Source organism: Ruegeria sp. C9 (assembly GCF_056537585.1).
On the sequence record NZ_JBQFRU010000002.1, the window covers coordinates 378644 to 403209 of the forward strand.

Genomic DNA, 24566 nt, shown 5'->3' on the forward strand with positions numbered 1-24566 from the left:
GGCACGAGGGTGGGCTTGCCCCAGCAGACCCGGCACGCCTAGCATTTCGATATGTGGTCATTCGCCCATATCCGACCTGCCTACAGCCGTGCTGAGCGAATAAGTGACGGTGTTGTTCATGTGCTGGGTGTTTCTTCGGCGGTGATCGCAGCGCCTATGCTGATCATCATGACAGTCTTCTATCGGTCAGACCCGACGGCGGTTTTGGGCGCCTCGATCTATGGAATAACTCTGGTTTTGATGCTGACGTTCTCGGCGCTCTACAACATGATCGAGCATGATGAATGGGCAGAGTTTCTGCGCCGCCTTGATCACTCGGGTATCTACGTGAAGATCGCAGGAACTTATACGCCGTTCCTGCTGCTCTCGGCTTCGCAACCTCCGGGGCTTTTGCTGGGGCTGTGGTCTTCTGCGACGCTGGGCTCTGTTCTGAAGATGATCGACCCGAACCGCTTCCGCTGGTTCGGGCTGGCGCTGTATCTTCTGATGGGATGGGCCGCGGTTTGGGCCGGACAATCCATGTTGGCCGAACTTTCACCCCTTACCCTTACTTTGATGATCGCCGGAGGCCTCATCTATACCGCAGGCGTGGTATTCTACCTTCTGGACTGGCTGCCCTACCACAACACAATCTGGCACGTGTTTGTATTGGCAGGAAGCGGCCTTTTCTTCGCCGCTGTTGCCTTGCGTATCGAAATGGTACCGTCAGGGCCAGTGTAACGCCGGAGCGCCACGAACACGCCTCAAAGCCCGTACAACGCCCCGAACTTCTGCTCCAGATAAGCCAACAGCGGCTCCGGCCCTGGTTCCACCCCACTGGCGCGCTGGATGATTTCGCGGGGCGCGTACAGGCCGCCATGTTGCTGCACATGCTCTCGAAGCCAGCCTGTGGCCTCGGACGTATCGCCAGCTGCCAACTGCCCCTCAAGTCCGGGAATTGCCGCGCGCAGTGTTTGATACAGGCATCCCGCATAGACATTACCCAGCGAATAGGTCGGGAAATAGCCAAACAGGCCAACCGACCAGTGTACGTCCTGCAAGCATCCATTCGAGGGCTTGTCGACCGCATAACCAAAATCTGCTTTGAAGCGGTTGTTCCAGGCGGCTTCAAGGTCGCCGACCTGCAAGTCACCGGCCATCAGTGCGCGTTCCAAATCAAAACGCAGCATGATGTGCAGATTGTACTGCACCTCATCCGCCTCGGTCCGGATATAGCCGTTGTGGACGCGGTTGACGGTGGCATAGAACGCATCTGCATCGGCGATGCCAAAATCACCGAACGCCTCTTTCATCTGGTCAAACAGCCATCCGGTAAAGGCGCGCGAGCGGCCCAGCTGGTTTTCGTAAATCCGGCTTTGGCTTTCATGCACACCCATCGACACACCACGTCCCAGCGGGGTCAGCAGGTAATCGCGGTCGATGCCCTGCTCATAGGCGGCGTGGCCAACCTCGTGAATGGTCGAGTAAAAGCAGTTGAACGGATCGGTCTCGCTGGTGCGAGTGGTGATCCGAACGTCCAGCCCGCTGCCCGAGCTGAACGGATGCACAGCCTTGTCGACGCGGCCATTGTTCAGGTCATAGCCGAATGTCGTTGCCAGTTTCTGCGTCAGGCGCATCTGGGTCAGTTCGTCAAAGTTGCCGGTCAGCGCGACAGGTTCCGGGCGATCCAGAACGGCGGCGCGAAGAGCCACCAGACGTGGGCGCATTTCGTCAAAGATCGCAGCGATCTGAGCGCCGGTTGTGTAGGGCTCGTAATCCTCGACCATCGCGTCATAAACGTCGCCACCCTGTGCCAGCGCTTCACCTTCTTGCCGTTTCAGCGAGACAACTTCTTCCAGCACCGGCAGGAAGGCTGAGACATCTTCGTCCGCTCGCGCCTGGGCCCATGTGCCCTGCGCGGCGGATGTCACGCGTGCAATCGCCGTCGCCAGATCGGCGGGCACCTTCACCGCGCGGTCATAGGCGCGGCGTATCTCACGCAGTTGTGCCTTGCCGACCTCATCTTGCGGTGCGGCCTGCTCCAACCATTCGGCAACGCGAGAGTCAGAGCGGCGAGCATGCAATACAGCCTCGATCGCTGCCATTTCCTCGGCCCGTTGCGGCGCGGCACCGCGCGGCATCACCGTTTCCTGGTCCCAGCCGAGCCTACCGGCAATCTGGCCCAGGGCCGAGGTTTCGCGCTGAAAGGCCATCAAGTCGTTGTATGCTGTCATGGGGTCATGCTCCGCGCACAGATGTTGCGATAGGGTAAGCTGTCAGGAAGCGGGCGCGCAGGATCAGGGTCCAGACGACCACGGCCATGAACTGGTGGAAAATGGCGATCTGCCAAGGTGCCGCATAGACGACTGTGATGATGCCCACGACCACTTGCAGTGACAAAGCTGCGAACATGGCGTTGAAGGCAAAGCGGGTCTGTGGGTGCGCGCTGCTGCCACCGCGCCGCCAGACTATGATGGCGAAAATAAAGAGCAGATAGCCGACGCAACGGTGGATAAACTGCACCAGACCGGGACTTTCAAAGAAGTTACGCCACATCGGTTCCAGCATGGCCGCATCGGGCGGCAGCAACTGACCGCCAATCAGGGGCCAGTCAGTGTAGGACCTCCCCGCGTCGATCCCGGCCACCAGCGCACCGATGAGGATTTGCAGGAAGGTGAAGTGCAGCAGTCCGGTCGATATCGAGAAAAGCTTAGCCTCTTTCGCGCGGCGGGCCTGCATCAGGTCGCGTTCGTCACGGCCAAGTTCAAAGATGTACCAGGCAAGAAAGCCGAGGATCACGAAGGCCAAGCCAAGATGCGTTGCCAGACGATAGCTGGCAACGGCGGTCATTCCTTCACCCTGTGTGACGCCCGAGGCGACCATCCACCAGCCTACAGCACCCTGAACACCGCCAAGCAGGCCGGGGATCAGCAGCTTACCAGCCCATCCTGTCGGAATCTTGCGGGTCACAAGGAAACCGATAAATCCAACGGCCCAAACCAATCCTATCACGCGGCCCAACTGGCGATGGCCCCATTCCCACCAATAGATGGTTTTGAAATCATCCAGCTCCATCCATTGGTTCTGAATGCGCCATTGGTCAATCTGCTTGTATTTGTCGAATTCGGCTTGCCAGTCGGCAGCGCTCATCGGTGGGATCGCACCCGTAATAGGTCGCCATTCGGTGATCGATAGTCCACTGTCGGTCAGCCGCGTGAGCCCGCCCACGGCAATCATGATCACGACCAGCGCGAACAGGATCATCAGCCAAACCCGGATCGCGGCCCGCGCACCGCCACGCCCCCGGTCGATCATACCGGGTTGGACGGCCTGTTGTTTTTCGCTGTCCGAGACCTCTTCGAAGATGCTGCGCTTACCGCTCATGCTGTCCTCATGTCCTGTTTTCGTCGCAAGCTATGGTTTGGCGGAAGATAGGTCCAGCCTCAGCTTTTGTCTTTCCAGCGGACCATCTGCCGCATGATCCCGTGAAGCATCTGTACATCGGCCCGTGTCATCCGCATCCGCGACCACAGATTGCGCAGGTTCACCTTCATTCCTTCAGCTTTTTCCGGCGGATAGAAGAACCCGGCCTGTTCCAGACGGTCCTCATAATGCTCGACCAACTTTTCAACCTCGATCCCGGTCGCCCAATCGCCCTTGCCCAGATCAGTTGACTCATGCACGACATCCCCGGTCTGGCGCATCCATTCGTAGGCGGTCAGCAGAACGCACTGCCCGAGGTTCAACGACGCATATTCCGGATTCACTGGCACCGAGATAATCGCATTGGCCTTGGCGATATCCTCATTCTCAAGCCCTGCCCGTTCCGGGCCAAACAGAACAGCGACCTTTTCGCCCGCCGCCACTTTCTGCGATGCAAGCTGCATTGCGCGCTCCGGGCTATAGACAGGCTTGGTCAACCCACGTTGCCGCGCTGTGGTGGCGAAGACAAAGGTGGTGTCCTCCAGCGCGCCCGCCAGATCGTCAAATAACTGCGCCTCATCCAAAAGCCGCCCGGCCCCGCTGGACATCGCCACCGCCTTGGGGTTGGGCCAGCCGTCGCGCGGTGCCACGATCCGCATCCGATCCAGCCCAAAGTTCCACATCGCCCGCGCGGCAGCACCGATGTTCTCACCCATCTGAGGGCGCACCAGAACAAAAGACGGCTGTGATGTATCGCTGGGCATGGCTAACTCCGAAAAACTCCGCTTGCTCTAATGGCCGCATGGGTCGAGGGCAAGTCGGCCCGGCGTCTTCTGTTCGCAAAAGGGTACGTAGCCGGCATAAAAGTTTGCTTCCCCCGCGCAATCCGCTAAACCGCGCCAAAGATGACAAACCCGAAGGACGCGCCATGGACACCCCCGAGCAGCCGCAGATTTACCTGATCACGCCTCCGACCATCGCGCTGAGTACATTCCCTGATCAATTGGGTCACGTATTGGACGGGGCTGAAATTGCATGTATCCGCCTCGCCTTGGCTGGAAGCGACGAAGATACCATCGCGCGCGCCGCCGATGCTTGCCGCGAAGTTGCGCATGCGCGCGATGTAGCCATCGTGATTTCCAACCATGTATTGCTGGCGCAGCGGTTGGGTCTGGACGGGGTGCATCTGGATGACGGCGCGCGGTCTGTCAGGGCAGCCCGTAAGGAGCTGGGCGCGGATGCGATTGTCGGCAGTTTTTGCGGGTCTTCCAGCCATGACGGGATGACTGCTGGTGAAAGTGGCGCGGATTACGTGGCCTTTGGCCCGGTTGGTTCCGCCACGCTGGGCGATGGTACTCAGGCCGAAAAGGACCTGTTCCAATGGTGGTCCGAAATGATCGAGGTTCCCGTCGTGGCCGAGGGCGGCCTGACGTCCGATCTGATCCGAGACCTCACCCCCTGCACCGATTTCTTCGGCATCGGAGAGGAAATCTGGTCGCAAGATAACCCGTTGGAGGCGCTGAACTCTCTGATTGCCGCAATGCGCTGAGGGATGCGAGCGTTAACCCTTGCACCCGCGTCGGGGCTGCGGCATGACACAAGGCATGAACAAGAACAGCGAAATTTTGTGCATCGGCTCGGTCCTTTGGGACGTGATCGGACGCTCGGCCAGCGCCATGCGACAGGGCTCGGATGTACCCGGCCGCATTACTCGCCTGCCGGGTGGCGTCGCCATGAACATCGCCATGACGCTGGTGCGGTTCGGAATGACCCCGACTTTGCTGACCGCAATTGGCCGCGACGCTGAAGGGGATGAACTGGTCCGGTCCTGCGCGCGTTTAGGGATGGTCACCGATCACATCTATCGCTCGCAAGACCTGCCCACCGACCGTTACATGGCGGTCGAAGGGGCCAACGGGCTGATCGCCGCCATTGCCGATGCGCATTCGCTTGAAGCTGCCGGAGCCAAAATCCTGCGTCCCTTGATGCATGGTCCGCTGGGTTATGAAAATACACCATTCGAAGGGCCCATCGCGCTGGACGGTAACCTCACGCTGACCTTGCTTGAAGAGATCGCCCAAAGCCCCGCCTTTGCCAAAGCCGACCTGCGCGTCGCCCCGGCCTCGCCCGGCAAGGCAGAACGGCTGCTGCCCTTCCTCAAACACGCCCGTGCAACGCTCTATGTGAATCTCGAAGAGGCCGGACTGCTTTGCCAACGCGAGTTCACCGATTCCGAGAGCGCCGCCAAAGGCCTGCTGGACCGTGGCGCGTTGCGGGTTCTTGTGACCGATGGCGGCAACTCGGCCACCGTCGGGGATGCTGATGCTGTCTTGACCCAAACACCCCCGTCCGTTCTGGTCACCCGCGTGACCGGCGCGGGCGACACTTTCATGGCCGCCCATATCGCCGCCGAGGCGAATGGTGCCGACAGTGACGCGGCACTCAGCCGCGCGCTGCGCGCCGCTGCAACCTATGTTTCCGGAGAAACCCCACTGTGATCACCATTCACTATTCCGCAGAGGTCCGCGCCGCCAAGGATGCGGGCCAACCAATCGTGGCATTGGAAAGCACCATCATCACCCATGGCATGCCCTACCCCCAGAACATCGAGGTCGCGGCACAGGTTGAACAAGACATCCGCGATGCGGGCGCCGTTCCAGCAACGATTGCCGTTATTGACGGAGTTTTGCACGTCGGCCTCGAAGCCGACCAGCTGAGCGCACTGGGTCAAGCGCAAGGCGTCGCCAAACTGTCACGCGCTGACATGGCCGCCTGCCTCGCGACAGGCGGCACCGGGGCCACCACCGTCGCCGCAACAATGATCGCCGCACATTATGCAGGCATCGAGGTCTTCGCCACCGGAGGCATCGGTGGGGTGCATCAGGGGGCCGAAACCTCCTTCGACATCTCCGCTGACCTGCACGAGCTCGCGCAGACCCCGGTGACTGTGGTCGCGGCCGGGGCCAAAGCCATCCTCGACCTCGCCAAAACGCTTGAAGTTCTGGAAACGCTCGGCGTCCCCGTCATCGCCCACGGACAGGACGAGTTCCCGGCCTTCTGGTCCGCAAAATCACCCTTGGCAGCCCCGCTGCGCATGGATGATGCCGCTGACATAGCAAAAGCCCACGCTACACGGCGTGCGTTGGGGCTGCCGGGTGGTCAGTTGGTCGCTAACCCGATCCCGCAAGCCGACCAGATCCCGTCCGAGGAACTGGCCCCGATCATCGCGTCCGCACAGGCCGATGCAGAAACTCACCGGATCACTGGCAAAGGCGTCACACCTTATCTGCTACAGCGTATCTATGAACAGACCGAAGGCCGTTCGCTTACCGCCAACATCGCATTGGTACGCAACAACGCCCGACTGGCAGCGGTCATCGCGCGTGCGCTGACGGAATCAGCCCACTGACCCCAGCTATTGCACCAAGCGCCCGGACTGCTTACCTAATTCCGCAAACCACTCAGGACCGCAATGAACACTCCGTTTGACGAAGAACCCCACCGACGCCCCGGCCTGTTCTCCCGGCTACGCGCGTCCTTTCTGACTGGTATCGTCGTCATTGCTCCGGTGTGGCTGACCATCTGGTTAATCTGGTCTGTGGTTGGCTGGATCGACAGCGCCGTCCTGCCCCTGATCCCGCAACGGTTCCAACCCTCGGAATATGTCGGCATCAACCTGCGCGGCGTTGGCGTGGTCATATTCCTGCTGTTCACGATTATCGTCGGCTGGATCGCAAAGGGCATCCTGGGCCGATCGCTGATCCATTTCGCCGAAAGTGTCGTCGACCGCATGCCCGTGGTCCGTTCGGTTTATTCCGGCATCAAGCAAATCTCGGAAACTGTATTCGCCCAGACCGAGCGGTCTTTCGAAAAAGCCTGCCTGATCCAGTATCCGCGCCGGGGCATCTGGGCAATCGGCTTCGTCTCGACAACAGCGCGCGGTGAAGTGAGCGATCGTGCCGAAACCGGGGGCGAGTTGCTAAGCGTGTTTGTCCCGACAACCCCAAACCCCACATCCGGGTTCCTGTTGTTTTTCCCCGCAGAGGATGTGATCCTGCTGGATATGTCCATCGAGGATGCAGCCAAGCTGGTGATCTCAGCGGGTCTGGTTTACCCGAATGACAAAGACCCAACCCAGCCGCCTGAATAATCAACCAAACATTGCGGGCAAATCGACCGTGCTGCGCTGACCCAGATCGTCCTTATGCGCGCTCAGAAACTGATCCGCCGCATCGCGGCCGGACTGTTTCAGCCGGTTTAGCACAACCGGGTTTGGCACGATCTTGGTGGCCGCCGAAAGGTCGTTCATCAAGGCGTCATCAGCGATCATATGCACCAGCACCCGGCTCATCTCACCAGCCTTCAGCTTGCCTTCGGCCAGAAGCCGTTGAACGAAATTGATCGCACGCAGCTCGCGAAACAACGATGAGTTAAAGCTGATCTCATTGATCCGGTTCTGAATCTGCTGCGGCGTTTTAGGCACCTCATCGCGTTCCAGCGGGTTGATGTTCACAATCACCACATCATCTGGCAATTCCCCACCGAACAACGGATAAAGCGCCGGGTTTCCGGTATAGCCGCCATCCCAATACGCTTCGGTCCGCTCGGATTTCGGGTCATAGATCTCAACCGCCTGAAACAGGTTCGGCAAGCAGGCCGAGGCGAGAATCGCATCGGTCGAAATCTCCTCGCCTGTGAACACGCGAATCTTGCCGCTACGCACACAGGTGGCGCAGACAAACAGCGCGGGCCCTTCGTCTGCACAAATCTCATCAAAGTTGAACCGATCCACAACCGGGGTGAGCGGATTGCGATAAAACGGCCCATAAGCGTAAGGCGATACCAGCCGCGACCATGCTTCGGCCATCGAGAACGGAACGGAGTACTCCAACGCTTGTGCAACATGAGCAGGCTCAATGCCCCGCATCCAATGGGCAATTCGCATATCGCCGACGGCACCCATGCGTTTCCAAAGCCCATCCAGACACGCCCGCGCGCCCTCGCGCCCTGCATGCACCATCCCAGATTTGAACGCTGCCCCGTTCAGCGCGCCGGCCGAAGTCCCAGTGATCGCGGCAACCTCGATATCCTCTTCATCCAGCAATCGATCCAGTACACCCCAGGTAAACGCGCCATGCGCCCCACCGCCCTGCAATGCCAGATTAATCCGTTTCATGGTTCCGCCTCTTCATCTGGCCAGAAATACCTCGGGGGTATGGGGGCAGAGCCCCCATGGTCCCTCACAATGCCGTCCATCCCCCATCCACGGATATCGTCGTTCCTGTGATCTGTGCCGCTGCATCCGAGCACAAGAAGATCGTAGTTCCGCCCAGCTGCTCGACCGTGGCAAACTCCTTCGACGGCTGCCGCTCCAGCAGGATGTTCTTCACCACATCCTCACGGCTCATATTGTACTCTTTCATCGTGTTGGGAATTTGCGCCTCAACCAATGGAGTCAGTACGTATCCCGGACAAATAGCATTGCAGGTAATCGGCTCCTGCGCAGTCTCCAGCGCCACGGTCTTGCTCATCCCGACGACACCATGCTTTGCCGCGATATAAGCCGCCTTGTAGGGCGAGGCCGTCAGACCGTGAGCCGAGGCAATATTCACGATCCGCCCCCAGCCCGCCGCGCGCATCATCGGAAGCGCTGCCGCCATCGTATGAAAGACCGAATTCATGTTGATCGCGATGATCGCATCCCATTTGTCCGACGGAAACTGATCGATCGGAGCCACATGCTGAATGCCGGCGTTGTTCACCAGAATGTCACAAGCACCTGCCTGTTCGATCAGTGCACGGCATTCATCGCCCTTGGACATATCTGCCTTGATATAGCGCGCGTTGGTTCCCGTCTCTTTGCCAATCTCGGTGGCCAGCGCATGATCTTCATCACGGTCGGTGAACGAATTCAGCACCACATCCGCCCCGGCCTTCGCCAGCTCACGCGCGATGCCCAGCCCAATCCCCGAATTCGACCCCGTGACGACGGCTGTTTTGCCCGACAGACTCATGGCACTCTCCTTATGAGTTTTTGTTTCTCAAACACAGTGCCATGCTGCACCTGCAAAGAAAACGGGGAATGATCTGATCCGCGCGCCCGCACGAGTTTTGCCAAAAAAAACGCCCGCACGAAGCGGGCGTTAAGTTATTGAGGCAGGTTTCATACAGGCAAGAAACCTATCGAGCAGTAGAACCTTTATAAGCAATTCCACGCCCTCGTCCAAGCTAAAAGTTTGATAATAAGAAAAATCATGGCTACGGTGAATCCCAAACAAAATAAGGCCAGAGCAGGATTGTTTCCAAAATGAGCCCCGATTATCTCCGCCCCCTTCGTCCCGCGATTGTGGGAATCACCTGTATTTTCGCCGCCTCAATGGCGTCAGCAGAATCGGCCCATGGCATAGCTATGTATGGTGACCCGGCCCTACCACCGGATTTTGTGTCGCTACCCTACGCAAATCCTGACGCGCCCAAGGGCGGCAAGGTCGTATTTGGCAATACCGGCGGCTATAACAGTCTGAACCCGTTTGTGCAAAAAGGCACCGCGCCGTGGCAGTTGCGATTTTGGACTCATGAAAGCCTGATGGGCCGCTCTTGGGACGAACCTTTCACTCTTTACGGGTTGTTAGCCGAATCAGTAGAGACGGATTCGGACCGCACATGGGTAGAATTCACGCTGCGCAAAAATGCTGAATTCTCGGATGGATCGCCGGTCACAGTCGATGACGTGATCTGGTCGTATGAGACACTGGGCACCGAAGGCCACCTGCGATATCGCGGGCTGTGGGGCAAGATTGATAGCATTGAACAGACTGGACCGCGCAGCGTTCGGATCACCTTTAACGAACCGGATCGCGAACTGGCCCTGATCGCCGGAATGCGCCCGATCCTGCAAAAAGCGCAGTGGGAGGGAAAGTCGTTCGCTGACGCTCAACTACACGATATACCCATCGGTTCCGGACCATTCGTAATCGATGACTATGAGGCTGGCCGCTATGTGAACCTGCGTCGCAATCCTGACTATTGGGGTGCCGACATCCCCTACCGCAAGGGCACGATGAATCTGGATGACATGCGGATTGAGTTCTACGGAGACGGCACAGTCGCGTTTGAAGCGTTTAAAGCTGGCGAGCTTTCGGCCGTTCGTGAATTCAACGCGGATAAATGGAACACGCAGTACAACTTCCCAGCGGTTCAGCGCGGTGATGTTGTGAAGACGGAAATTCCCCATCAAAAACCATCAGGCATGACCGGCTTTGTCATGAACACACGCAAGGCCCCATTCGATGACTGGCGCGTACGCGAGGCACTAACGCTGGCCTTCAACTTCGAGTTCATCAACGACACCATTACAGGCGGAGCGCAGCCCAGGATCATCTCATATTTCTCGGGTTCGGAATTAGGGATGCAACCCGGACCGGCCACTGGTCGTGTCGAGGAATTGCTTCAACCTTACGCCGCCGAGTTGGCACCGGGCACGCTGGATGGATATGAATTGCCTAAAAGCGATGGAACCGAACGCAACCGTCGAAATATCCGCAAAGCGCTTAAACTGCTGGAAGAGGCCGGATGGACCATTCAGGACGGCCAGCTTCGCAACGCCAGCGGTGAGCCGTTTTTGATTGATCTGGTCATCAGCCAGGGCAGCCTGAACGTGGTCCAGGATGTCGGCGTGATCGCGGAAATCTACGCGCGCGCCCTCGAACGCCTGGGTATCCAGTTGACAGTCGAGAAAGTAGATGACGCGCAATATACTTCACGCATCGATGCGCAAGATTTTGACATGACCCCGTTCCGTCGAGCGCTGTCGCTCTCGCCAGGCAACGAACAACGTCTGTATTGGGGCAGCGAAAACGCAAATGCTCCCGGGACGCGGAATGTTATGGGCCTGACCTCGCCCGCCGTGGACGGGCTGATCGACGCGATGCTGGCCTCGGAAAGCCACGAGGATTTTGTTGCGGCAACGCGCGCGCTGGATCGTGTTCTGACAGCGGGTCGCTATGTCATTCCTATCTGGAGCTTTGATGTCGGCCGTATCGCCCATGTCAAAGAGCTGAAACAACCCGACACTCTGCCAATTTATGGCGATGGGCCAGAATATATGCCACAGGTCTGGTGGTTTCAGGATTGACGAGTCCTTTCTATTTCCATATTTCATGAATTATGGAAATAGAGATTCATGACAGGCTGAACGCACTCGCACACCCCAAGCGGCTGGATCTGTTCCGGCTGTTGATGCGTCGCTATCCAGATTCCGTAGCTGCGGGTCAGATAGCTGAGGCTTTAGCGCTGAAACCCAATACTGCGTCAACCTACCTGAATGCATTGAAATCCGCCGGGCTGATCCAGCAGTCGCGCAGCGGGACATCATTGCAATATGCCGCCAACTTACCAGCGGTGCGCGGGCTGTTTGATGAGTTGCTGGGCGGTTGCTGTCAAAATCGTCCTGATTTATGCATGCAACCCTCGGATGACCCCGTTATGGCGTCCCCTGGCCGCGTTATGAATGCGCTTTTCCTCTGCACCGGAAACTCGGCCCGTTCGATCATGGCGGAAGCCATCCTGAACAATGAAGGTAACGGCTTGTTTCGTGCTTATTCGGCAGGAACGGCACCATCGGACGGACCAAATTCAATCGTTTTGGAACTCTTGAAGCAAAAAGACTACGACACGACCTCACTCCGCTCAAAATCACTGGAAGAATTTGCCGCTGCTGATGCCCCAAAGATGGATTTTGTCTTTACCGTCTGCGACCACGCAGCGAACGAGGCCTGCCCCGCTTGGCCAGGACAACCGATAAGCGCGCATTGGGGTCTGCACGATCCGGTCAAAGTTGAAGGAACCGACGCGCAAAAGCAGCTGGCATTCCAGCAGGCCTACGGATTGCTGCGCAACCGTATCACCGCCTTTGCCAGCCTCCCGTTCGAAACGCTCGACCGCATCTCACTACAACACAAGGTGGATGACATCGGTCGAATGGCCGAGTAGTCCTCGATCAATCCAAGGATACCCCCATGAACATACTGGTTCTATGCACCGGCAACTCGGCTCGGTCGATTCTGCTGGAGTCGCTCTTCAATCACACCGGCGAAGGGCGTGTACGCGCCTATTCAGCAGGCTCCAACCCGACCGGGAAGGTGCATCCGCAATCCTTGACGCTGCTTGGTGCCGAAGGCCATGACGTCCGCGATGCCCGCTCTAAAAGCTGGGATGAGTTTGCAGCAGAAGATGCTCCGGAAATGGACATAGTGATCACGGTTTGCGGCTCAGCCGCCGAAGAGACATGCCCCGTCTGGCCCGGCGCCCCCGTACGCGCGCATTGGGGTGTCGAGGACCCGGCTGCCGCGTCTCATTCAGACTGGGAAACCGCCTTTAGGACCGCATATGACATTCTTGGGCGCCGCGCCGAAGCACTTCTGGAGCTGCCCATTGAAACCATGGATAGCGTTGAAATCTCGGCCCATCTCAAACGTATAGGAGCCCTGCTGTGAGCGCCCGCCAATACTTTGCCGAATTCCTCGGAACCGCCTTCCTGCTGATCGGCGTTGTCGGATCAGGCATCATGGCGCAAACCTTGTCCGACGGGAACATCGCGCTGGCGTTGCTGGCCAATGCAATTGCGACCGGCTGCATCCTTTACGCTATCATCACTACGCTCGGCCCTGTCTCGGGCGCTCACTTCAACCCTGCAGTAACATTGGCCTTTGCGCTGCGCGGTGAACATCCCTGGCGTGCGGTCACCCCTTACATGCTTGTTCAGATTGCCGGAGGTATCGCGGGGGTCTGGGCCAGCCATTACATGTTTGACCTGCCGATTCTGCAAACTTCGGAAACGATGCATCGTACCGGGGCTCATCAGTGGTTTTCGGAAATTGTCGCCACTTTGGGTTTGCTCTTTGTGATTTTCGGCGGAATTCGGCACAAGCCGGACACGGTACCAGCCCTTGTGGGCCTCTATATTACCGGCGCCTACTGGTATACGTCTTCCACAAGTTTTGCTAATCCGGCCGTTACAATCGCAAGGGGCTTTACGGATACCTTTGCGGGGATATACCCTGCGCACATTCCGATGTTCATAATTATGCAGTTAATTGCTGTATTTATCGGACACAAAATACTGAACTGGTTATTCGAACCAGCAGAATAACGGACCGGCCGCCACTCACTTTACTGCAGGTCCGTGGGCCCGTTGCGGTATCTCCGCAGCGGGTTTTTTGCATCTTATCTCCTGACTCCGGCTGCGACATTTTGTCATGTCTGCAGCAACGCACGGCGCTCCGTAGGCTGTCTTGGGGGAGAGCAATCCTGAAACACCAACTAAGGAAGGCTCGCAGATGCTAAACTGGGCTGATCTGACGCAAGACTGGGACGCGTCATATGCGCGTGCAAAACGTAGGTTTCCGAACCTGCGCGATAGGGATATGGCGCGCGTTGGCGAAGATCGCAAACAGTTCGAAGCTTACCTGGCCGAGCGTCACCACCTGACCGTAAACGAGGCGCGCGAAGAGCTTGAGGATTTCCTGTTCACCGAAGCATTGAACCGCGAAGCGGCCCAAGCCCTAAGCAAGTGACGTCACCCACAGGATCGTCGCATCCTCATCACTGACCGAAATGACGTTATGCCCCATGCTGCCGTCGTAATAAGCGCTGTCGCCGCGGCGCATTTCGACCGGCTCATAGAACTCGGTAAACAACCGCACCACTCCGGTCAGAACATACAGAAATTCCTCACCATCGTGACGCACCCAGCCGTCAAATTCTTCCATCGAGCGTGCACGTACACGGGCGCGATAGGGCAGCATCTGCTTTTTGGTCAGCGTTTCTGCCAGCAACTCATGTTCGTAGGTGGTGGTCGCATGGGCCGCACCCCCGCCCATCTTGGTCACTGCCATTCGACCGATCACCTGATCGCGTTGTGGCGGCGTAAAAAGCTGAGGCACCGAAATCTCCAATCCGGTCGCCAGCTTTTTCAAAGCATCATAGGTCGGAGACATCTGACCATTTTCGATCTTGCTGAGTGTCGACCGAGCCAGACCCGCCTGACTCGCCGCCTGTTCCAGCGTCCAGTTGCGGGCTTTACGCAGTTCGCGCACGCGCGCGCCCAGATCGACCGGCTCCAACTCGGTGTTGACACCATTGTCGCGGGCAATTCTGACGATAGATTTATGATCATTGGTGGCCATGGGTCTTTCTATAGGGCGAGCATGCCCTGCTTGCAACGCGCCTCGCACGGGGATAGCCAGTTCTCATGTTGTCGATCTTTGATCAGGGGCCGCCTACGCCCTGCCCGCGCCCATTCAATCTTGCCGCGCATGTGCTGCGCCATGCGAAAAGTTCAGCTGAGAAGACCGCACTTTCGGTGCTGGGATCGGATGGTGCAACCGACTGGACCTATGGCGATCTGCATTCGGCGATAATGGGCACCGGTTCAGGATTGCTGCAGAGCGGCCTTCGCGCCCAAGACATTGTTCTCATGCGATTGGGCAATACCGTCGATTTTCCGATCGCCTATCTGGGCGCAATCGCCGTGGGGCTGGTCCCCGTGCCCACCTCATCACAACTGACCGAGCAAGAGACCGCAAAGATCGTCGACGATCTGAAACCCGCCGCCATTTTGCGAGATCCCCAGGTCGCCTGCGCGGCGCACCCGGATCAGATCATGCTGCCTGAACTGGCCCGGATGCGATCACTGCCGCCTGCAAGTTTTGCCATGGGAGATCCCGAGCGGCTTGCCTACGTGGTCTACACTTCGGGCACTTCGGGCAAACCCCGTGCGGTTGCGCATGCACACCGCGCCATCTGGGCTCGGCAGATGATGGTCGACGGCTGGTATGGCCTGAAATCCTCGGACCGGCTGTGCCATGCGGGGGCATTCAATTGGACCTACACGCTGGGCACCGGCTTGATGGACCCTTGGGCCATTGGTGCAACGGCTCTGATCCCTGAACCCGGGACAGACATACGCGATCTGCCTGCCCTGTTGAAACAACATCGTGCCACCATCTTTGCAGCCGCACCGGGGGTCTTTCGGAAGATGATGCAAAGTGACACGCAGCCCGGCCTTCCCGATCTGCGCCACGGCCTTTGCGCCGGGGAAAAGCTGTCGCGACACCTGCATGAAAAATGGGTGCAGTTCACCGGCACCGAGCTTTATGAGGCTTACGGCATGTCCGAATGCTCGACCTTCATCTCATCCAGCCCAAGCCACCCGGCACGCGGCACAGCGTTGGGGCAGCCGCAGCCCGGGCGTCGGATTGCCATCCTCGGGCCGGATGGCCCTGTGCCACAAGGTCAGGAAGGTACAATAGCCGTACATCGCGAAGATCCGGGCCTGATGCTGACCTATCTGAATGCCCCCGACGAGGCCGCTGCTCGGATGCAGGGGGATTGGTTCCTGACCGGTGATCAAGGCGCGATGGCGGTTGATGGGCAAATCACCTATCTGGGTCGAGATGACGACATGATGAATGCGGGCGGATATCGCGTTTCCCCGGTCGAAGTCGAGGCGGCCTTATCCACCCATCCCGAGATCACCCAGGTCGGGGCGGCTACGGTTGAGGTAAAACAGGACAGTTCGATCATCGTTGCCTTCTACACTGGCCCCGAAGAACTGGACGCGGCGGACCTGCACGCCTATGTGTCTGACAAGTTGGCGCGCTACAAACAGCCGCGTGCCTTTGTCCATCTGCCCGCCTTACCCACCGGAGGCAACGGCAAACTTCTGCGCCGCGCCCTGCCGGCCTATTTCAAGGCGACGTCCGAATGACACACACTGTAAAGCTCGACATCATGTCCGATCCGATTTGCCCCTGGTGCTATATCGGCAAGACCCATCTGGACAAGGCGCTGGCCGAAGTGCCAGACCACCCCTTTGTGATCGAGTGGCACCCCTTTCAGCTGAACCCCGATATGCCCGACGAGGGCATGGATCGGCGCGAATACCTTGAACGGAAGTTCGGCGGCAAGGACGGAGCAGTTCGCGCATACGCTCCCGTTGTCGAACATGCCGAAAACGCAGGTTTGAATATCGATTTCGAAGGCATGAAACGCACGCCCAACACGCTGGATGCCCACCGCCTGATCCACTGGGCGGGGATTGAGGGCAAGCAGGAATCCGTGGTCGATGCACTCTTTAATGCTTACTTCGTCGAGGCGCGTGATATTGGTGATCATGAGGTGTTGGCTGATGTCGCCGACAGCGTCGGCATGGACGCAGCGGTCGTACTGAAACTGCTGCAGTCAGACGCCGACCGCGAGGATATCCGTAACCGCGACAGCCATTCACGCGAAATGGGCGTAAATTCGGTTCCCACATATATCGTTGCAAACCAGCACGCTGTTCCGGGCGCGCAACCTCCTGAATTGTGGGCAAAAGTGATCGCTGAGATCATGTCTCAGATTGAGGCTTCCCCTGCAGAATAGCACATACCCCTGTGCATTTCTGATCTAGTCCAACCCGAAACGCCGTGATAGCGCATTCGGGAAGGAGTTCCCCATGGCCGACCGCATGTCCCGGGGCGAATTCATTGCGTTGATCGCGATGATGTTCGCCACGATAGCCTTTTCGATCGATTCAATGCTGCCAGCCCTGCCCGAGATCGGCGCAGAGCTCAGCCCCTACGATCTGAACAAAGCACAGTTGATCCTGACCTCTTTTGTGCTGGGCATGGGGATCGGCACATTCTTTACTGGGCCAATTTCCGATGCGGTCGGGCGCAAGCCGGTGATTTATGGTGGTGCCGCTCTCTATATACTGGCCTGCGCTGTTGCGTGGTCCAGCTCATCGCTTGAACTGGTGCTGGCTGCGCGCATCGCGCAGGGCCTCGGGGCGGCCGGGCCGCGCGTTGTGGCTATGGCGATCATTCGCGACTTGTTTTCAGGGCGCGAGATGGCGCGCATCATCTCGATTGCGATGATGATCTTTACTCTGGTCCCCGCCGTGGCACCGCTGCTAGGCGCAGGCGTTATTGCACTGGTCGGCTGGCGCGGCATCTTTGTGTCCTTCATCATATTCGCCACGATCATCGTGATCTGGATGGCCACGCGCCTGCCTGAATCTCTGGCGCCCGAAAACCGACGCCCCTTCCGCCTGCCCCTGATGATTGCGGCAGTGCATGAGATGTTCGCACACCCCACTGTGCGCCTCTCGATCCTGGTGCAGACCCTTTGCATGGGGTTGCTGTTCACCATGCTAACGATGGTTCAGCCGGTTTTTGACGTCATCCATGATCGGGCAGACAGCTTTCCCTTCTGGTTCGCCTTCGTGGCGCTGATCTCGGGTTCGGCCAGCCTTTTGAACGCCGCCGTGGTCGTACGCGTCGGCATGCGCCGTATGGTGACCTGGGCCTTGGGCGCGCAGATTCTGATCACAAGCGCCGTCATCATCCTGAACATGACACCGCTTTCACCGGGCGCATCCTTTGCTGTGTTCGTGGCATGGCAGACCTCGATCTTCTTTATGGCCGGTGTAACCATGGGCAACCTGAACGCCATTGCCATGGAACCTATGGGTCATATCGCGGGAATGGCTGCCTCGGTCATCGGCTCGATCGCCACAATTCTGGCGGCTGCCATCGCGGCCCCTATTGGGCTGTTATTTGACGGGTCGATCACACCGCTGACGACCGGCGTGCTGACGATGTGCATCCTTGGCTTCGGCCTGATGCTACATATGGGCCGGATTGAAAACAGACTGCCCGCCTGATCTGTGCAGAGCCGCTGAAACACGCTAACCTTCCCGCAAATCGTGGGGAGGGGGCGCCATGAGCGACTATTATGATCTGGGCACGTATTCCTGTGCCGTCACCACAGCATCTCCTGAAGCACAGCTTTGGTTCGATCGCGGATTGGTCTGGACGTATGGCTACAACCACGACGAAGCGGTCACGTGCTTTCAGAAAGCTGCCGAAATTGACCCGGATTGCGCCATGGCCCATTGGGGCGTCGCCTATGCAGCAGGCCCAAACTATAACCTGCCGTGGGAATTGCGGGACGATCAGGGCCAGGCCAAATCACTGGCCATCGCCTATGATGCAACACAGAAGGCGCTGTCGCTGCTCAACGGGTGCACAGCGGTTGAGCAAGCGTTGATCCGCGCCCTACCCTCCCGATACCCTCAGCGTGACCCCATCGAAAACATGCACCAGTGGGACTATGACTATGCGGATGCGATGCGCGCCGCATTTGCCGAACAGCCTGATGATCTGGACCTGCGCACGATCCATGTTGAGGCGCTGATGAACCTCACCCCGTGGCAGATGTGGGACCTGAAAACGGGTCAACCGGCCGAGGGTGCCGCGACCCTTGAAGCGCAAGACGCTTTGGAGAGCGCTATGGTCAATGACCCGGCGTCGATGTCTCATCCCGGTCTACTTCACCTATATGTGCACCTGATGGAGATGTCGCCGACGCCAGAAAAGGCGCTGCAGGCCGGAGACATCCTGCGCACACTTGTGCCCGATGCCGGGCATCTGGTGCATATGCCGACCCATATCGACGTGCTGTGCGGCCACTATCACAACGTTGCCTACTGGAACGAAAAGGCCACCGAGGCCGATCTGAAATATTATGAGCGTGAAGGCGCGTTCAACATTTATACCGGCTATCGTCAGCACAACTATCACTTCACCATCTATGGCGCTCTGTTTCTCGGTCAGATGGAACCAGCCCTGCGTGCCAATCAGGGCCTGTGGGATACCACCCCCGAAGATATGCTTCGGATCGAAAGCCCGCCGATGGCGGATTACTTTGAAAGCTACATGTCCATGGGCCCGCATATACTGATCCGCTTTGGCCGCTGGGAAGAGGCCAAGGCACTGAATTTGCCAGACGACCCTGATCTCTATCGCACTTTGACAGCAACAACACATTATGCTCGCGCCATCGCCCATGCGGCCACTGATGAGGTGGCGCAAGCCGAGGCCGAAGAGCAGTTGTTCCTTGCCGCAAAAACCTGCGTGCCCGAGACCCGCCGCCTGCACAACAATCGGGTCATCGACCTTCTGGAGATCGCAGCGGAAATGCTGCGCGGAGAAATCGAGTATCGCAAAGGCAACTACGAGATTGCCTATGCACATCTACGCCGCTCGGTCGAGTTGGATGACACGCTGCCCTATGACGAGCCATGGGGTTGGATGCAACCAACACGCCATGCGCTTGGTGCGTTGTTGTTCGAACAAGGGCATGTGAACGAGGCCGAGGCAGTCTATCGTGAAGATCTAGGCTTGGGTGGCACGCTCAGCCGCGCCTCGATCCACCCTGACAATGTCTGGAGTTTGAAGGGTTTGCATGATTGCCTGAAAGCACGCGGCGAGACAGTAGAAATCCGCCAAATCAAGCAACGCCTTGATCTTGCCTTGGCGCGCGCGGACCGCACCGTCGGCGCGTCATGCTTCTGTGCCCAAGCCGCTATGAGGGCTGCGGAATGAAGCTATTCCTTTTGGTGGCAGGCCTGCTGCTTGCCACTCCAGCGCTGGCACAGCGCCAGACCTTTCCACCTATCGACGAGGCAGGTCAAAATCCATCACTGGTCGCATTCCGAGCTGACTTGCTGGCGAAAATCGAGGCACGCGATACCGATGCAGTTGTCGCCGCCGCTTGTCCCGACATCTATCTCAGCCACGGTACAGCAGGTGGACCGGAAGAGTTTCGCACCAACTTGACTGTGCCTCCGGAAACGCTTGGTGAAGAATTTAAGGACGAGGCTGCGGAGCTACGTGATTTTTACTGGTCGCAATTGCAGCAAACGGTTTCCCAACCGGGATATTTTGACGATCAGGGTGAATTCTGGATGCCGCACTATTGGCGGATCATTCTTCCCGCTACAGTGGACCCTTTCACCGCCTTCTACGTTTCGGGCGAAAGCATCACACTGCGTCAAGCACCGTCTCGTGGCGCGCCCATCCTCGCGCTGATCAGTCATGAAATCGTGATCGTCCCTGACTATCAACCTGATGAGGAATACCAGAAAATCAGACTGACCGATGGGACATCGGGCTACTTACTCAGCGATTTTCTGGCATCAATGGTCGGTTACCGCGCTGCGTTTGTAAAATCCGAAGCGGGTGACTGGCAGCTCTGCACTTTTGTGACAGGGGACTAGGCTTTCGCCTTTTTCTTCACAGCCACGACCTTTTCGGCCAGATCACGGGCGATGGCAAACGCACCTTTGATCTTGTCGCTGTCCTTCTTCCAGTCGCGCCGCACAACGATCTTGTTGTCCTTGACCTTGGCCAGCCCGCGTTGGTTCTGAATGAACTCGACCAACCCCTCGGGTGAGGCGAACTTATCATTGTGGAACTGTATCGTTGCGCCCTTTGGCCCGCCGTCCAGCTTGGCGATCCCGGCACGTTTGCACATCGCCTTAATGCGCACGACAAGCATCAGGGTATTCACCTCTTTCGGCAGGCTGCCGAAGCGGTCGATCAACTCGGCAGCGAATCCTTCCAGTTCCACTTTCGTCGACAGTGACGACAGGCGGCGGTAGAGGCCCAGACGCACGTCCAGATCGGGCACATAATCCTCGGGGATCAGAACCGGGACACCCAGATTGATCTGCGGCGCCCATTGGTCATCGGCATCCGATAGCCCCTCCATCTCGCCGGCTTTGATCTTGGCAATCGCCTCTTCCAGCATCGATTGGTAGAGTTCGTAGCCCACATCACGCATCTGGCCGGACTGTTCCTCACCCAGCAGGTTGCCCGCACCACGAATGTCGAGATCTTGCGATGCCAGTGTGAACCCGGCCCCGAGCGTATCCAGCGAGCCCAGAACCCGCAGCCGTTTCTCAGCCGTCGCCGTCAGGCGCTGGCGCGGTTTGGTGGTCAGATAGGCATAGGCGCGGGTTTTTGAGCGCCCCACCCGCCCCCGGATCTGATAGAGCTGCGCTAGGCCAAACATATCCGCCCGATGCACAACCATCGTGTTGGCAGTTGGAATATCCAGCCCGCTTTCCACAATCGTCGTGGCCAGCAGAACGTCGTATTTACCGTCGTAGAACGCGTTCATCCGGTCATCAAGCTCACCCGCAGCCATCTGCCCGTGTGCGACCACGTAGGATAATTCAGGCAACTGCTCTTTCAGGAATTCCTCGATCTCAGGCAGGTCAGAGATGCGCGGCACCACATAGAAGCTCTGCCCGCCACGATAATGCTCGCGCAGCAGCGCCTCACGGATCGTTACCGCGTCGAATTCGCTGACATAGGTGCGGATCGCAAGCCGGTCGATGGGGGGCGTGCCTATGATCGACAGATCACGCACGCCTGTCAGGGACAGTTGCAGAGTTCGTGGGATCGGTGTCGCTGTCAGGGTCAGGACGTGTACATCTGAACGCAGCTGTTTCAGCCGTTCTTTGTGGCCCACGCCGAAATGCTGTTCCTCGTCGATGATCAGCAGGCCTAGATTATTGAACCGTATCCCTTTCGCCAGCAACGCATGGGTGCCGATCACGATATCTACAGTGCCTCGCGCCAACCCATCGCGGGTTTGCTGCGCCTCTTTGGCCGAGACAAAGCGCGACAGTTGCCGGACTTCAAGTGGGAAACCCCGGAAGCGTTCCTTGAAGGACGCCGCGTGTTGCCGCGCGAGCAACGTGGTCGGTGCCACAATGGCAACCTGTACGCCCGACATCGCGGCGACAAAGGCTGCGCGCATGGCGACCTCGGTCTTGCCAAAGCCTACATCCCCACAGATCAGGCGATCCATCGGCGCGCCGGAATGCATATCCTCCATCACTTCGGAGATGGCGCGCAACTGATCGTCGGTCTCCTGATATGGGAAACGCGCGCTGAACTCTTCCCATGCATGCGGCGGTGGGTCCATGACAGGAGCTTTCCGCAGGGCTCGTTCGGCGGCGATGCGGATCAGCTTGTCCGCCATTTCGCGGATGCGCTCTTTCAGCTTGGCCTTCTTGGCCTGCCAAGCGCCACCACCCAAGCGATCAAGCAGACCTTCGTCATGGCCATATTTCGAAAGCAGTTCGATGTTTTCGACCGGCAGGTAGAGTTTGGACTGTTCAGCATATTCCAGCAGCAGGCATTCATGCGCGGCCCCCGCAGCCGTAACGACCTCCATCCCCTGATACCGCCCGATCCCGTGGTCAACATGCACCACCAGATCACCGGGCGACAGCGACTGCGTTTCAGTCAGGAAGTTCTCGGCCTTGCGGCGTTTCTTGGGTTGGCGGATCAGACGGTCGCCCAGAACGTCCTGTTCCGAGATCACGGTCAGATTGGGCGCTTCAAACCCGTGTTCCAATGCCCAAACCGCAAGATGCAGGCCGCGCTTTCCAACCCGGGTTCCGTCGGTCACCGGGATCGCCTCGGCCAGGCCTTCATCTTCGATCAAGCCGGTCAGTCGTTCACGAGCGCCTTCGGAGTAAGAGGCAATGAGGACCGGCCCCTTGTCCATCTTTTCGGTGATATGCGCCGCCAGAGCGCCAAACAGGCTGATGCTTTCCTGCTGACGTTCGGGTGCAAAGTTGCGCCCGATCCGTCCGCCTGCATCGATCACGCCCGGACCACTCGCCTGCGGCAGCGGGCTGAACTGCAAAACGCGACGATCGCCCACTGCATCTTCCCATGCAGCATCGTCCATATAGAGCAGACCGGGAGGCGTCGGTTTATAAACCGTATCCATGCGCGAGCGGTTTTCCAAAGCGAGCTTTCGCGTCTCATACTGATCCGCAATCGTATCCCAGCGCGCCAGCCGAGCAGGCGTGACTTGATCGTCAAGCGAGATTGAGGCCCCCGGAAGATAGTCGAACAGGGTTTCCAGTTTTTCATGGAAAAACGGCAACCAATGCTCGATCCCCTGATGCTTGCGACCTGCGCTGACAGCTTCGTATAAGGGATCATCCGTACCCGCGGCGCCGAATTCGATGCGATAGTTCTGACGGAATCGGGTGATGGCGGCTTCGTCCAGTATGACCTCGGACACCGGGGCAAGCTCGACCACATCAAGTTTTTCAGTCGTTCGCTGCGAGACAGGATCAAACCGGCGTGCACCATCCAGAACATCCCCGAACAAGTCCAGCCGCACGGGACCGCTCTCACCGGGTGGGAAGATGTCGATGATACCGCCTCGGATAGCGTAGTCTCCGGGCTCCATCACTGTGGGGCTTTGGGTAAAGCCCATGCGCAACAGAAAGTTGCGTAGGGCATCTTCGTCTATGCGCTGATCTACGCGAGCGGTGAATGCGGCCTCTCGCAACACTGCACGCGCGGGTACCCGTTGGGTCGCGGCATTGAGCGTGGTCAGCAGCACGAACCGCTGCGGCATCTGATGCACCAAAGCAGCCAATGTTGCCACTCGGGCAGCAGAAATGTCGGCGTTGGGCGACACTCGATCATAGGGCAAGCAGTCCCATCCGGGGAATACAAATACGGGCATGTCCGGCGCAAAAAATGCCAACGCTGCCCGCATCGCCTCCATCCGTTTGTCATCGCGGGCGATATGACAGACTGGACCGCCCGAGCGCGCGATCTCATTCAGCACAAGCTGTGCATCAAACCCCTCGGGGCCGCCGCCGACTGTTACGTGGTTCGGAGCCGTCATTACCTTGCCTTTCAGGGACTACTAACCCAGGACACCAATCGAAATGTTCTGATACATTCCCCAGAACGCAGTGATCAAGATCGAGAACATACCGATGATCTGAGTAAAGGTCCGACTGCGCGTCAGCGTTTTGGAAACATTTTCTACGGTCGCTTCTTGAGTCTGCAATCGACGCGCTGCCGCAATACTGATCATCATGACAAAACACATCGGGAGCAGAAGAAGGAATACGGCCTGTGCAAATTCCACGTCGTAGAAGAATCCCAACGTTGCAAGGCCTGTCAAAACAAAACAGCAAATTGCCATCAATACCAGACCCGAGGTTTCGACGATGTACAACACTCTGTTCGAGTTGATCCGCGCGACATCGAGAAGGTCTTTTTCTGATTGACCACCTACACGACGGGCGCGCATCACCAGATCATAGGGCACCCCCATCGTCCAGTGGCTGGCAGATGACCAAAGAACGGCCAGACCGATCCAGTACCACAGATTCGAAAAACTCCGCATGTCGATGAGTTCGAAAATCGAAGAGTATATGTCCAAGCGTCTGCCCTTTGTTCAACGTCCGCAGGGACCGTCATCGCAGCGATGCGTCCATTGTTACC

At 58.2% G+C, this 24566-nt stretch carries 23 protein-coding genes; 15 read left to right on the forward strand and 8 right to left on the reverse strand.

Annotated features, from left to right (window positions below; translation table 11 throughout):
• Positions 1-51 precede the first annotated feature (51 nt).
• Entirely contained in the window at positions 52-720 is a 669-nt protein-coding gene (gene trhA / locus ACR0NE_RS06055; protein ID WP_170595483.1) for a PAQR family membrane homeostasis protein TrhA, read from the forward strand.
• 23 nt (positions 721-743) lie between these two features.
• Here trhA and ACR0NE_RS06060 read toward each other — a convergent pair whose 3' ends face one another.
• From ACR0NE_RS06060 to ACR0NE_RS06070, 3 genes are read right to left on the reverse strand one after another with little or no spacing between them, the layout of a single operon-like run.
• Positions 744-2213, reverse strand: coding sequence for a carboxypeptidase M32 (locus ACR0NE_RS06060; protein ID WP_170595481.1), 1470 nt, complete (start codon positions 2211-2213; stop codon positions 744-746).
• Between the two features lie 4 nt (positions 2214-2217).
• Entirely contained in the window at positions 2218-3363 is a 1146-nt protein-coding gene (gene ctaA / locus ACR0NE_RS06065; protein ID WP_170595478.1) for a heme A synthase, read from the reverse strand.
• Between the two features lie 59 nt (positions 3364-3422).
• On the reverse strand, positions 3423-4166 hold the full coding sequence (locus tag ACR0NE_RS06070; protein ID WP_170595476.1) for an RNA methyltransferase: 744 nt from the start codon (positions 4164-4166) through the stop codon (positions 3423-3425).
• 164 nt (positions 4167-4330) lie between these two features.
• Here ACR0NE_RS06070 and ACR0NE_RS06075 point away from each other — a divergent pair, with 164 nt between their 5' ends.
• From ACR0NE_RS06075 to ACR0NE_RS06090, 4 genes are all read left to right on the forward strand, one after another.
• On the forward strand, positions 4331-4951 hold the full coding sequence (locus tag ACR0NE_RS06075) for a thiamine phosphate synthase (protein ID WP_170396915.1): 621 nt from the start codon (positions 4331-4333) through the stop codon (positions 4949-4951).
• A 55-nt stretch (positions 4952-5006) separates the two neighbouring features.
• The gene (locus ACR0NE_RS06080) at positions 5007-5900 is read left to right on the forward strand and encodes a PfkB family carbohydrate kinase (RefSeq protein ID WP_170509655.1); all 894 of its coding nucleotides are present in this window, start codon (positions 5007-5009) and stop codon (positions 5898-5900) included.
• On the forward strand, positions 5897-6811 hold the full coding sequence (locus tag ACR0NE_RS06085; RefSeq protein WP_170595474.1) for a pseudouridine-5'-phosphate glycosidase: 915 nt from the start codon (positions 5897-5899) through the stop codon (positions 6809-6811). The genes ACR0NE_RS06080 and ACR0NE_RS06085 overlap by 4 nt, the downstream gene beginning before the upstream one ends.
• Positions 6812-6874: 63 nt before the next feature.
• A complete protein-coding gene (locus ACR0NE_RS06090; protein ID WP_170396909.1) occupies positions 6875-7552 on the forward strand; it encodes a DUF502 domain-containing protein in 678 nt (225 codons plus the stop codon).
• Here ACR0NE_RS06090 and ACR0NE_RS06095 read toward each other — a convergent pair whose 3' ends face one another.
• Positions 7553-8578, reverse strand: a complete 1026-nt coding sequence (locus ACR0NE_RS06095) for a patatin-like phospholipase family protein (RefSeq protein ID WP_170595473.1) — start codon at positions 8576-8578, stop codon at positions 7553-7555.
• Positions 8579-8642: 64 nt separating this feature from the next.
• The gene (locus ACR0NE_RS06100; protein WP_170421879.1) at positions 8643-9416 is read right to left on the reverse strand and encodes a 3-hydroxybutyrate dehydrogenase; all 774 of its coding nucleotides are present in this window, start codon (positions 9414-9416) and stop codon (positions 8643-8645) included.
• 293 nt (positions 9417-9709) lie between these two features.
• Here ACR0NE_RS06100 and ACR0NE_RS06105 point away from each other — a divergent pair, with 293 nt between their 5' ends.
• The 5 genes from ACR0NE_RS06105 (at position 9710) to ACR0NE_RS06125 (ending at position 13976) form a co-directional block, all read left to right on the forward strand.
• The gene (locus ACR0NE_RS06105; protein ID WP_170595471.1) at positions 9710-11536 is read left to right on the forward strand and encodes an extracellular solute-binding protein; all 1827 of its coding nucleotides are present in this window, start codon (positions 9710-9712) and stop codon (positions 11534-11536) included.
• A gap of 32 nt (positions 11537-11568) precedes the next feature.
• A complete protein-coding gene (locus ACR0NE_RS06110) occupies positions 11569-12393 on the forward strand; it encodes an arsenate reductase/protein-tyrosine-phosphatase family protein (protein WP_170595469.1) in 825 nt (274 codons plus the stop codon).
• 26 nt (positions 12394-12419) lie between these two features.
• Positions 12420-12896: an arsenate reductase ArsC gene (locus ACR0NE_RS06115; RefSeq protein ID WP_170595467.1), complete on the forward strand. Its 477-nt coding sequence runs from the start codon at positions 12420-12422 to the stop codon at positions 12894-12896.
• Positions 12893-13552, forward strand: coding sequence for an aquaporin (locus ACR0NE_RS06120; RefSeq protein ID WP_170465314.1), 660 nt, complete (start codon positions 12893-12895; stop codon positions 13550-13552). The genes ACR0NE_RS06115 and ACR0NE_RS06120 overlap by 4 nt, the downstream gene beginning before the upstream one ends.
• Positions 13553-13739: 187 nt before the next feature.
• Positions 13740-13976, forward strand: coding sequence for a hypothetical protein (locus ACR0NE_RS06125; RefSeq protein ID WP_170396893.1), 237 nt, complete (start codon positions 13740-13742; stop codon positions 13974-13976).
• Here ACR0NE_RS06125 and ACR0NE_RS06130 read toward each other — a convergent pair.
• On the reverse strand, positions 13965-14588 hold the full coding sequence (locus tag ACR0NE_RS06130) for an XRE family transcriptional regulator (protein WP_170396891.1): 624 nt from the start codon (positions 14586-14588) through the stop codon (positions 13965-13967). The two genes, ACR0NE_RS06125 and ACR0NE_RS06130, sit on opposite strands and share 12 nt — an antisense overlap.
• A gap of 65 nt (positions 14589-14653) precedes the next feature.
• On the opposite strand from ACR0NE_RS06130, the gene ACR0NE_RS06135 reads away from it, so the two are divergent.
• The 5 genes from ACR0NE_RS06135 (at position 14654) to ACR0NE_RS06155 (ending at position 20506) form a co-directional block, all read left to right on the forward strand.
• Entirely contained in the window at positions 14654-16171 is a 1518-nt protein-coding gene (locus ACR0NE_RS06135; RefSeq protein ID WP_170406068.1) for a class I adenylate-forming enzyme family protein, read from the forward strand.
• Entirely contained in the window at positions 16168-16827 is a 660-nt protein-coding gene (locus tag ACR0NE_RS06140) for a DsbA family oxidoreductase (protein ID WP_170406071.1), read from the forward strand. Before ACR0NE_RS06135 ends, ACR0NE_RS06140 begins: the two co-directional genes overlap by 4 nt.
• 73 nt (positions 16828-16900) lie before the next feature.
• Positions 16901-18109, forward strand: coding sequence for a multidrug effflux MFS transporter (locus tag ACR0NE_RS06145; protein WP_170406074.1), 1209 nt, complete (start codon positions 16901-16903; stop codon positions 18107-18109).
• A gap of 58 nt (positions 18110-18167) precedes the next feature.
• Entirely contained in the window at positions 18168-19832 is a 1665-nt protein-coding gene (locus ACR0NE_RS06150) for a hypothetical protein (protein ID WP_170595465.1), read from the forward strand.
• Positions 19829-20506, forward strand: a complete 678-nt coding sequence (locus tag ACR0NE_RS06155) for an SH3 domain-containing protein (protein WP_170567142.1) — start codon at positions 19829-19831, stop codon at positions 20504-20506. The genes ACR0NE_RS06150 and ACR0NE_RS06155 overlap by 4 nt, the downstream gene beginning before the upstream one ends.
• Here ACR0NE_RS06155 and mfd read toward each other — a convergent pair.
• Complete coding sequence (gene mfd, locus ACR0NE_RS06160) at positions 20503-23958, reverse strand: transcription-repair coupling factor (protein ID WP_170595463.1); 3456 nt, start codon at positions 23956-23958, stop codon at positions 20503-20505. The two genes, ACR0NE_RS06155 and mfd, sit on opposite strands and share 4 nt — an antisense overlap.
• Positions 23959-23979: 21 nt before the next feature.
• Positions 23980-24504, reverse strand: a complete 525-nt coding sequence (locus ACR0NE_RS06165) for a component of SufBCD complex (protein ID WP_170595461.1) — start codon at positions 24502-24504, stop codon at positions 23980-23982.
• Between the last annotated feature and the right edge of the window lie 62 nt (positions 24505-24566).

Coding starts and splice junctions, on each gene's coding strand:
- trhA (WP_170595483.1), top strand. CDS start 52: ATGTGGTCATTCGCCCATATCCGACCTGCCTACAGCCGTGCTGAGCGA.
- ACR0NE_RS06060 (WP_170595481.1), bottom strand. CDS start 2,213: ATGACAGCATACAACGACTTGATGGCCTTTCAGCGCGAAACCTCGGCC.
- ctaA (WP_170595478.1), bottom strand. CDS start 3,363: ATGAGCGGTAAGCGCAGCATCTTCGAAGAGGTCTCGGACAGCGAAAAA.
- ACR0NE_RS06070 (WP_170595476.1), bottom strand. CDS start 4,166: ATGCCCAGCGATACATCACAGCCGTCTTTTGTTCTGGTGCGCCCTCAG.
- ACR0NE_RS06075 (WP_170396915.1), top strand. CDS start 4,331: ATGGACACCCCCGAGCAGCCGCAGATTTACCTGATCACGCCTCCGACC.
- ACR0NE_RS06080 (WP_170509655.1), top strand. CDS start 5,007: ATGAACAAGAACAGCGAAATTTTGTGCATCGGCTCGGTCCTTTGGGAC.
- ACR0NE_RS06090 (WP_170396909.1), top strand. CDS start 6,875: ATGAACACTCCGTTTGACGAAGAACCCCACCGACGCCCCGGCCTGTTC.
- ACR0NE_RS06095 (WP_170595473.1), bottom strand. CDS start 8,578: ATGAAACGGATTAATCTGGCATTGCAGGGCGGTGGGGCGCATGGCGCG.
- ACR0NE_RS06100 (WP_170421879.1), bottom strand. CDS start 9,416: ATGAGTCTGTCGGGCAAAACAGCCGTCGTCACGGGGTCGAATTCGGGG.
- ACR0NE_RS06105 (WP_170595471.1), top strand. CDS start 9,710: ATGAGCCCCGATTATCTCCGCCCCCTTCGTCCCGCGATTGTGGGAATC.
- ACR0NE_RS06110 (WP_170595469.1), top strand. CDS start 11,569: ATGGAAATAGAGATTCATGACAGGCTGAACGCACTCGCACACCCCAAG.
- ACR0NE_RS06115 (WP_170595467.1), top strand. CDS start 12,420: ATGAACATACTGGTTCTATGCACCGGCAACTCGGCTCGGTCGATTCTG.
- ACR0NE_RS06125 (WP_170396893.1), top strand. CDS start 13,740: ATGCTAAACTGGGCTGATCTGACGCAAGACTGGGACGCGTCATATGCG.
- ACR0NE_RS06130 (WP_170396891.1), bottom strand. CDS start 14,588: ATGGCCACCAATGATCATAAATCTATCGTCAGAATTGCCCGCGACAAT.
- ACR0NE_RS06135 (WP_170406068.1), top strand. CDS start 14,654: ATGTTGTCGATCTTTGATCAGGGGCCGCCTACGCCCTGCCCGCGCCCA.
- ACR0NE_RS06140 (WP_170406071.1), top strand. CDS start 16,168: ATGACACACACTGTAAAGCTCGACATCATGTCCGATCCGATTTGCCCC.
- ACR0NE_RS06145 (WP_170406074.1), top strand. CDS start 16,901: ATGGCCGACCGCATGTCCCGGGGCGAATTCATTGCGTTGATCGCGATG.
- ACR0NE_RS06150 (WP_170595465.1), top strand. CDS start 18,168: ATGAGCGACTATTATGATCTGGGCACGTATTCCTGTGCCGTCACCACA.
- ACR0NE_RS06155 (WP_170567142.1), top strand. CDS start 19,829: ATGAAGCTATTCCTTTTGGTGGCAGGCCTGCTGCTTGCCACTCCAGCG.
- mfd (WP_170595463.1), bottom strand. CDS start 23,958: ATGACGGCTCCGAACCACGTAACAGTCGGCGGCGGCCCCGAGGGGTTT.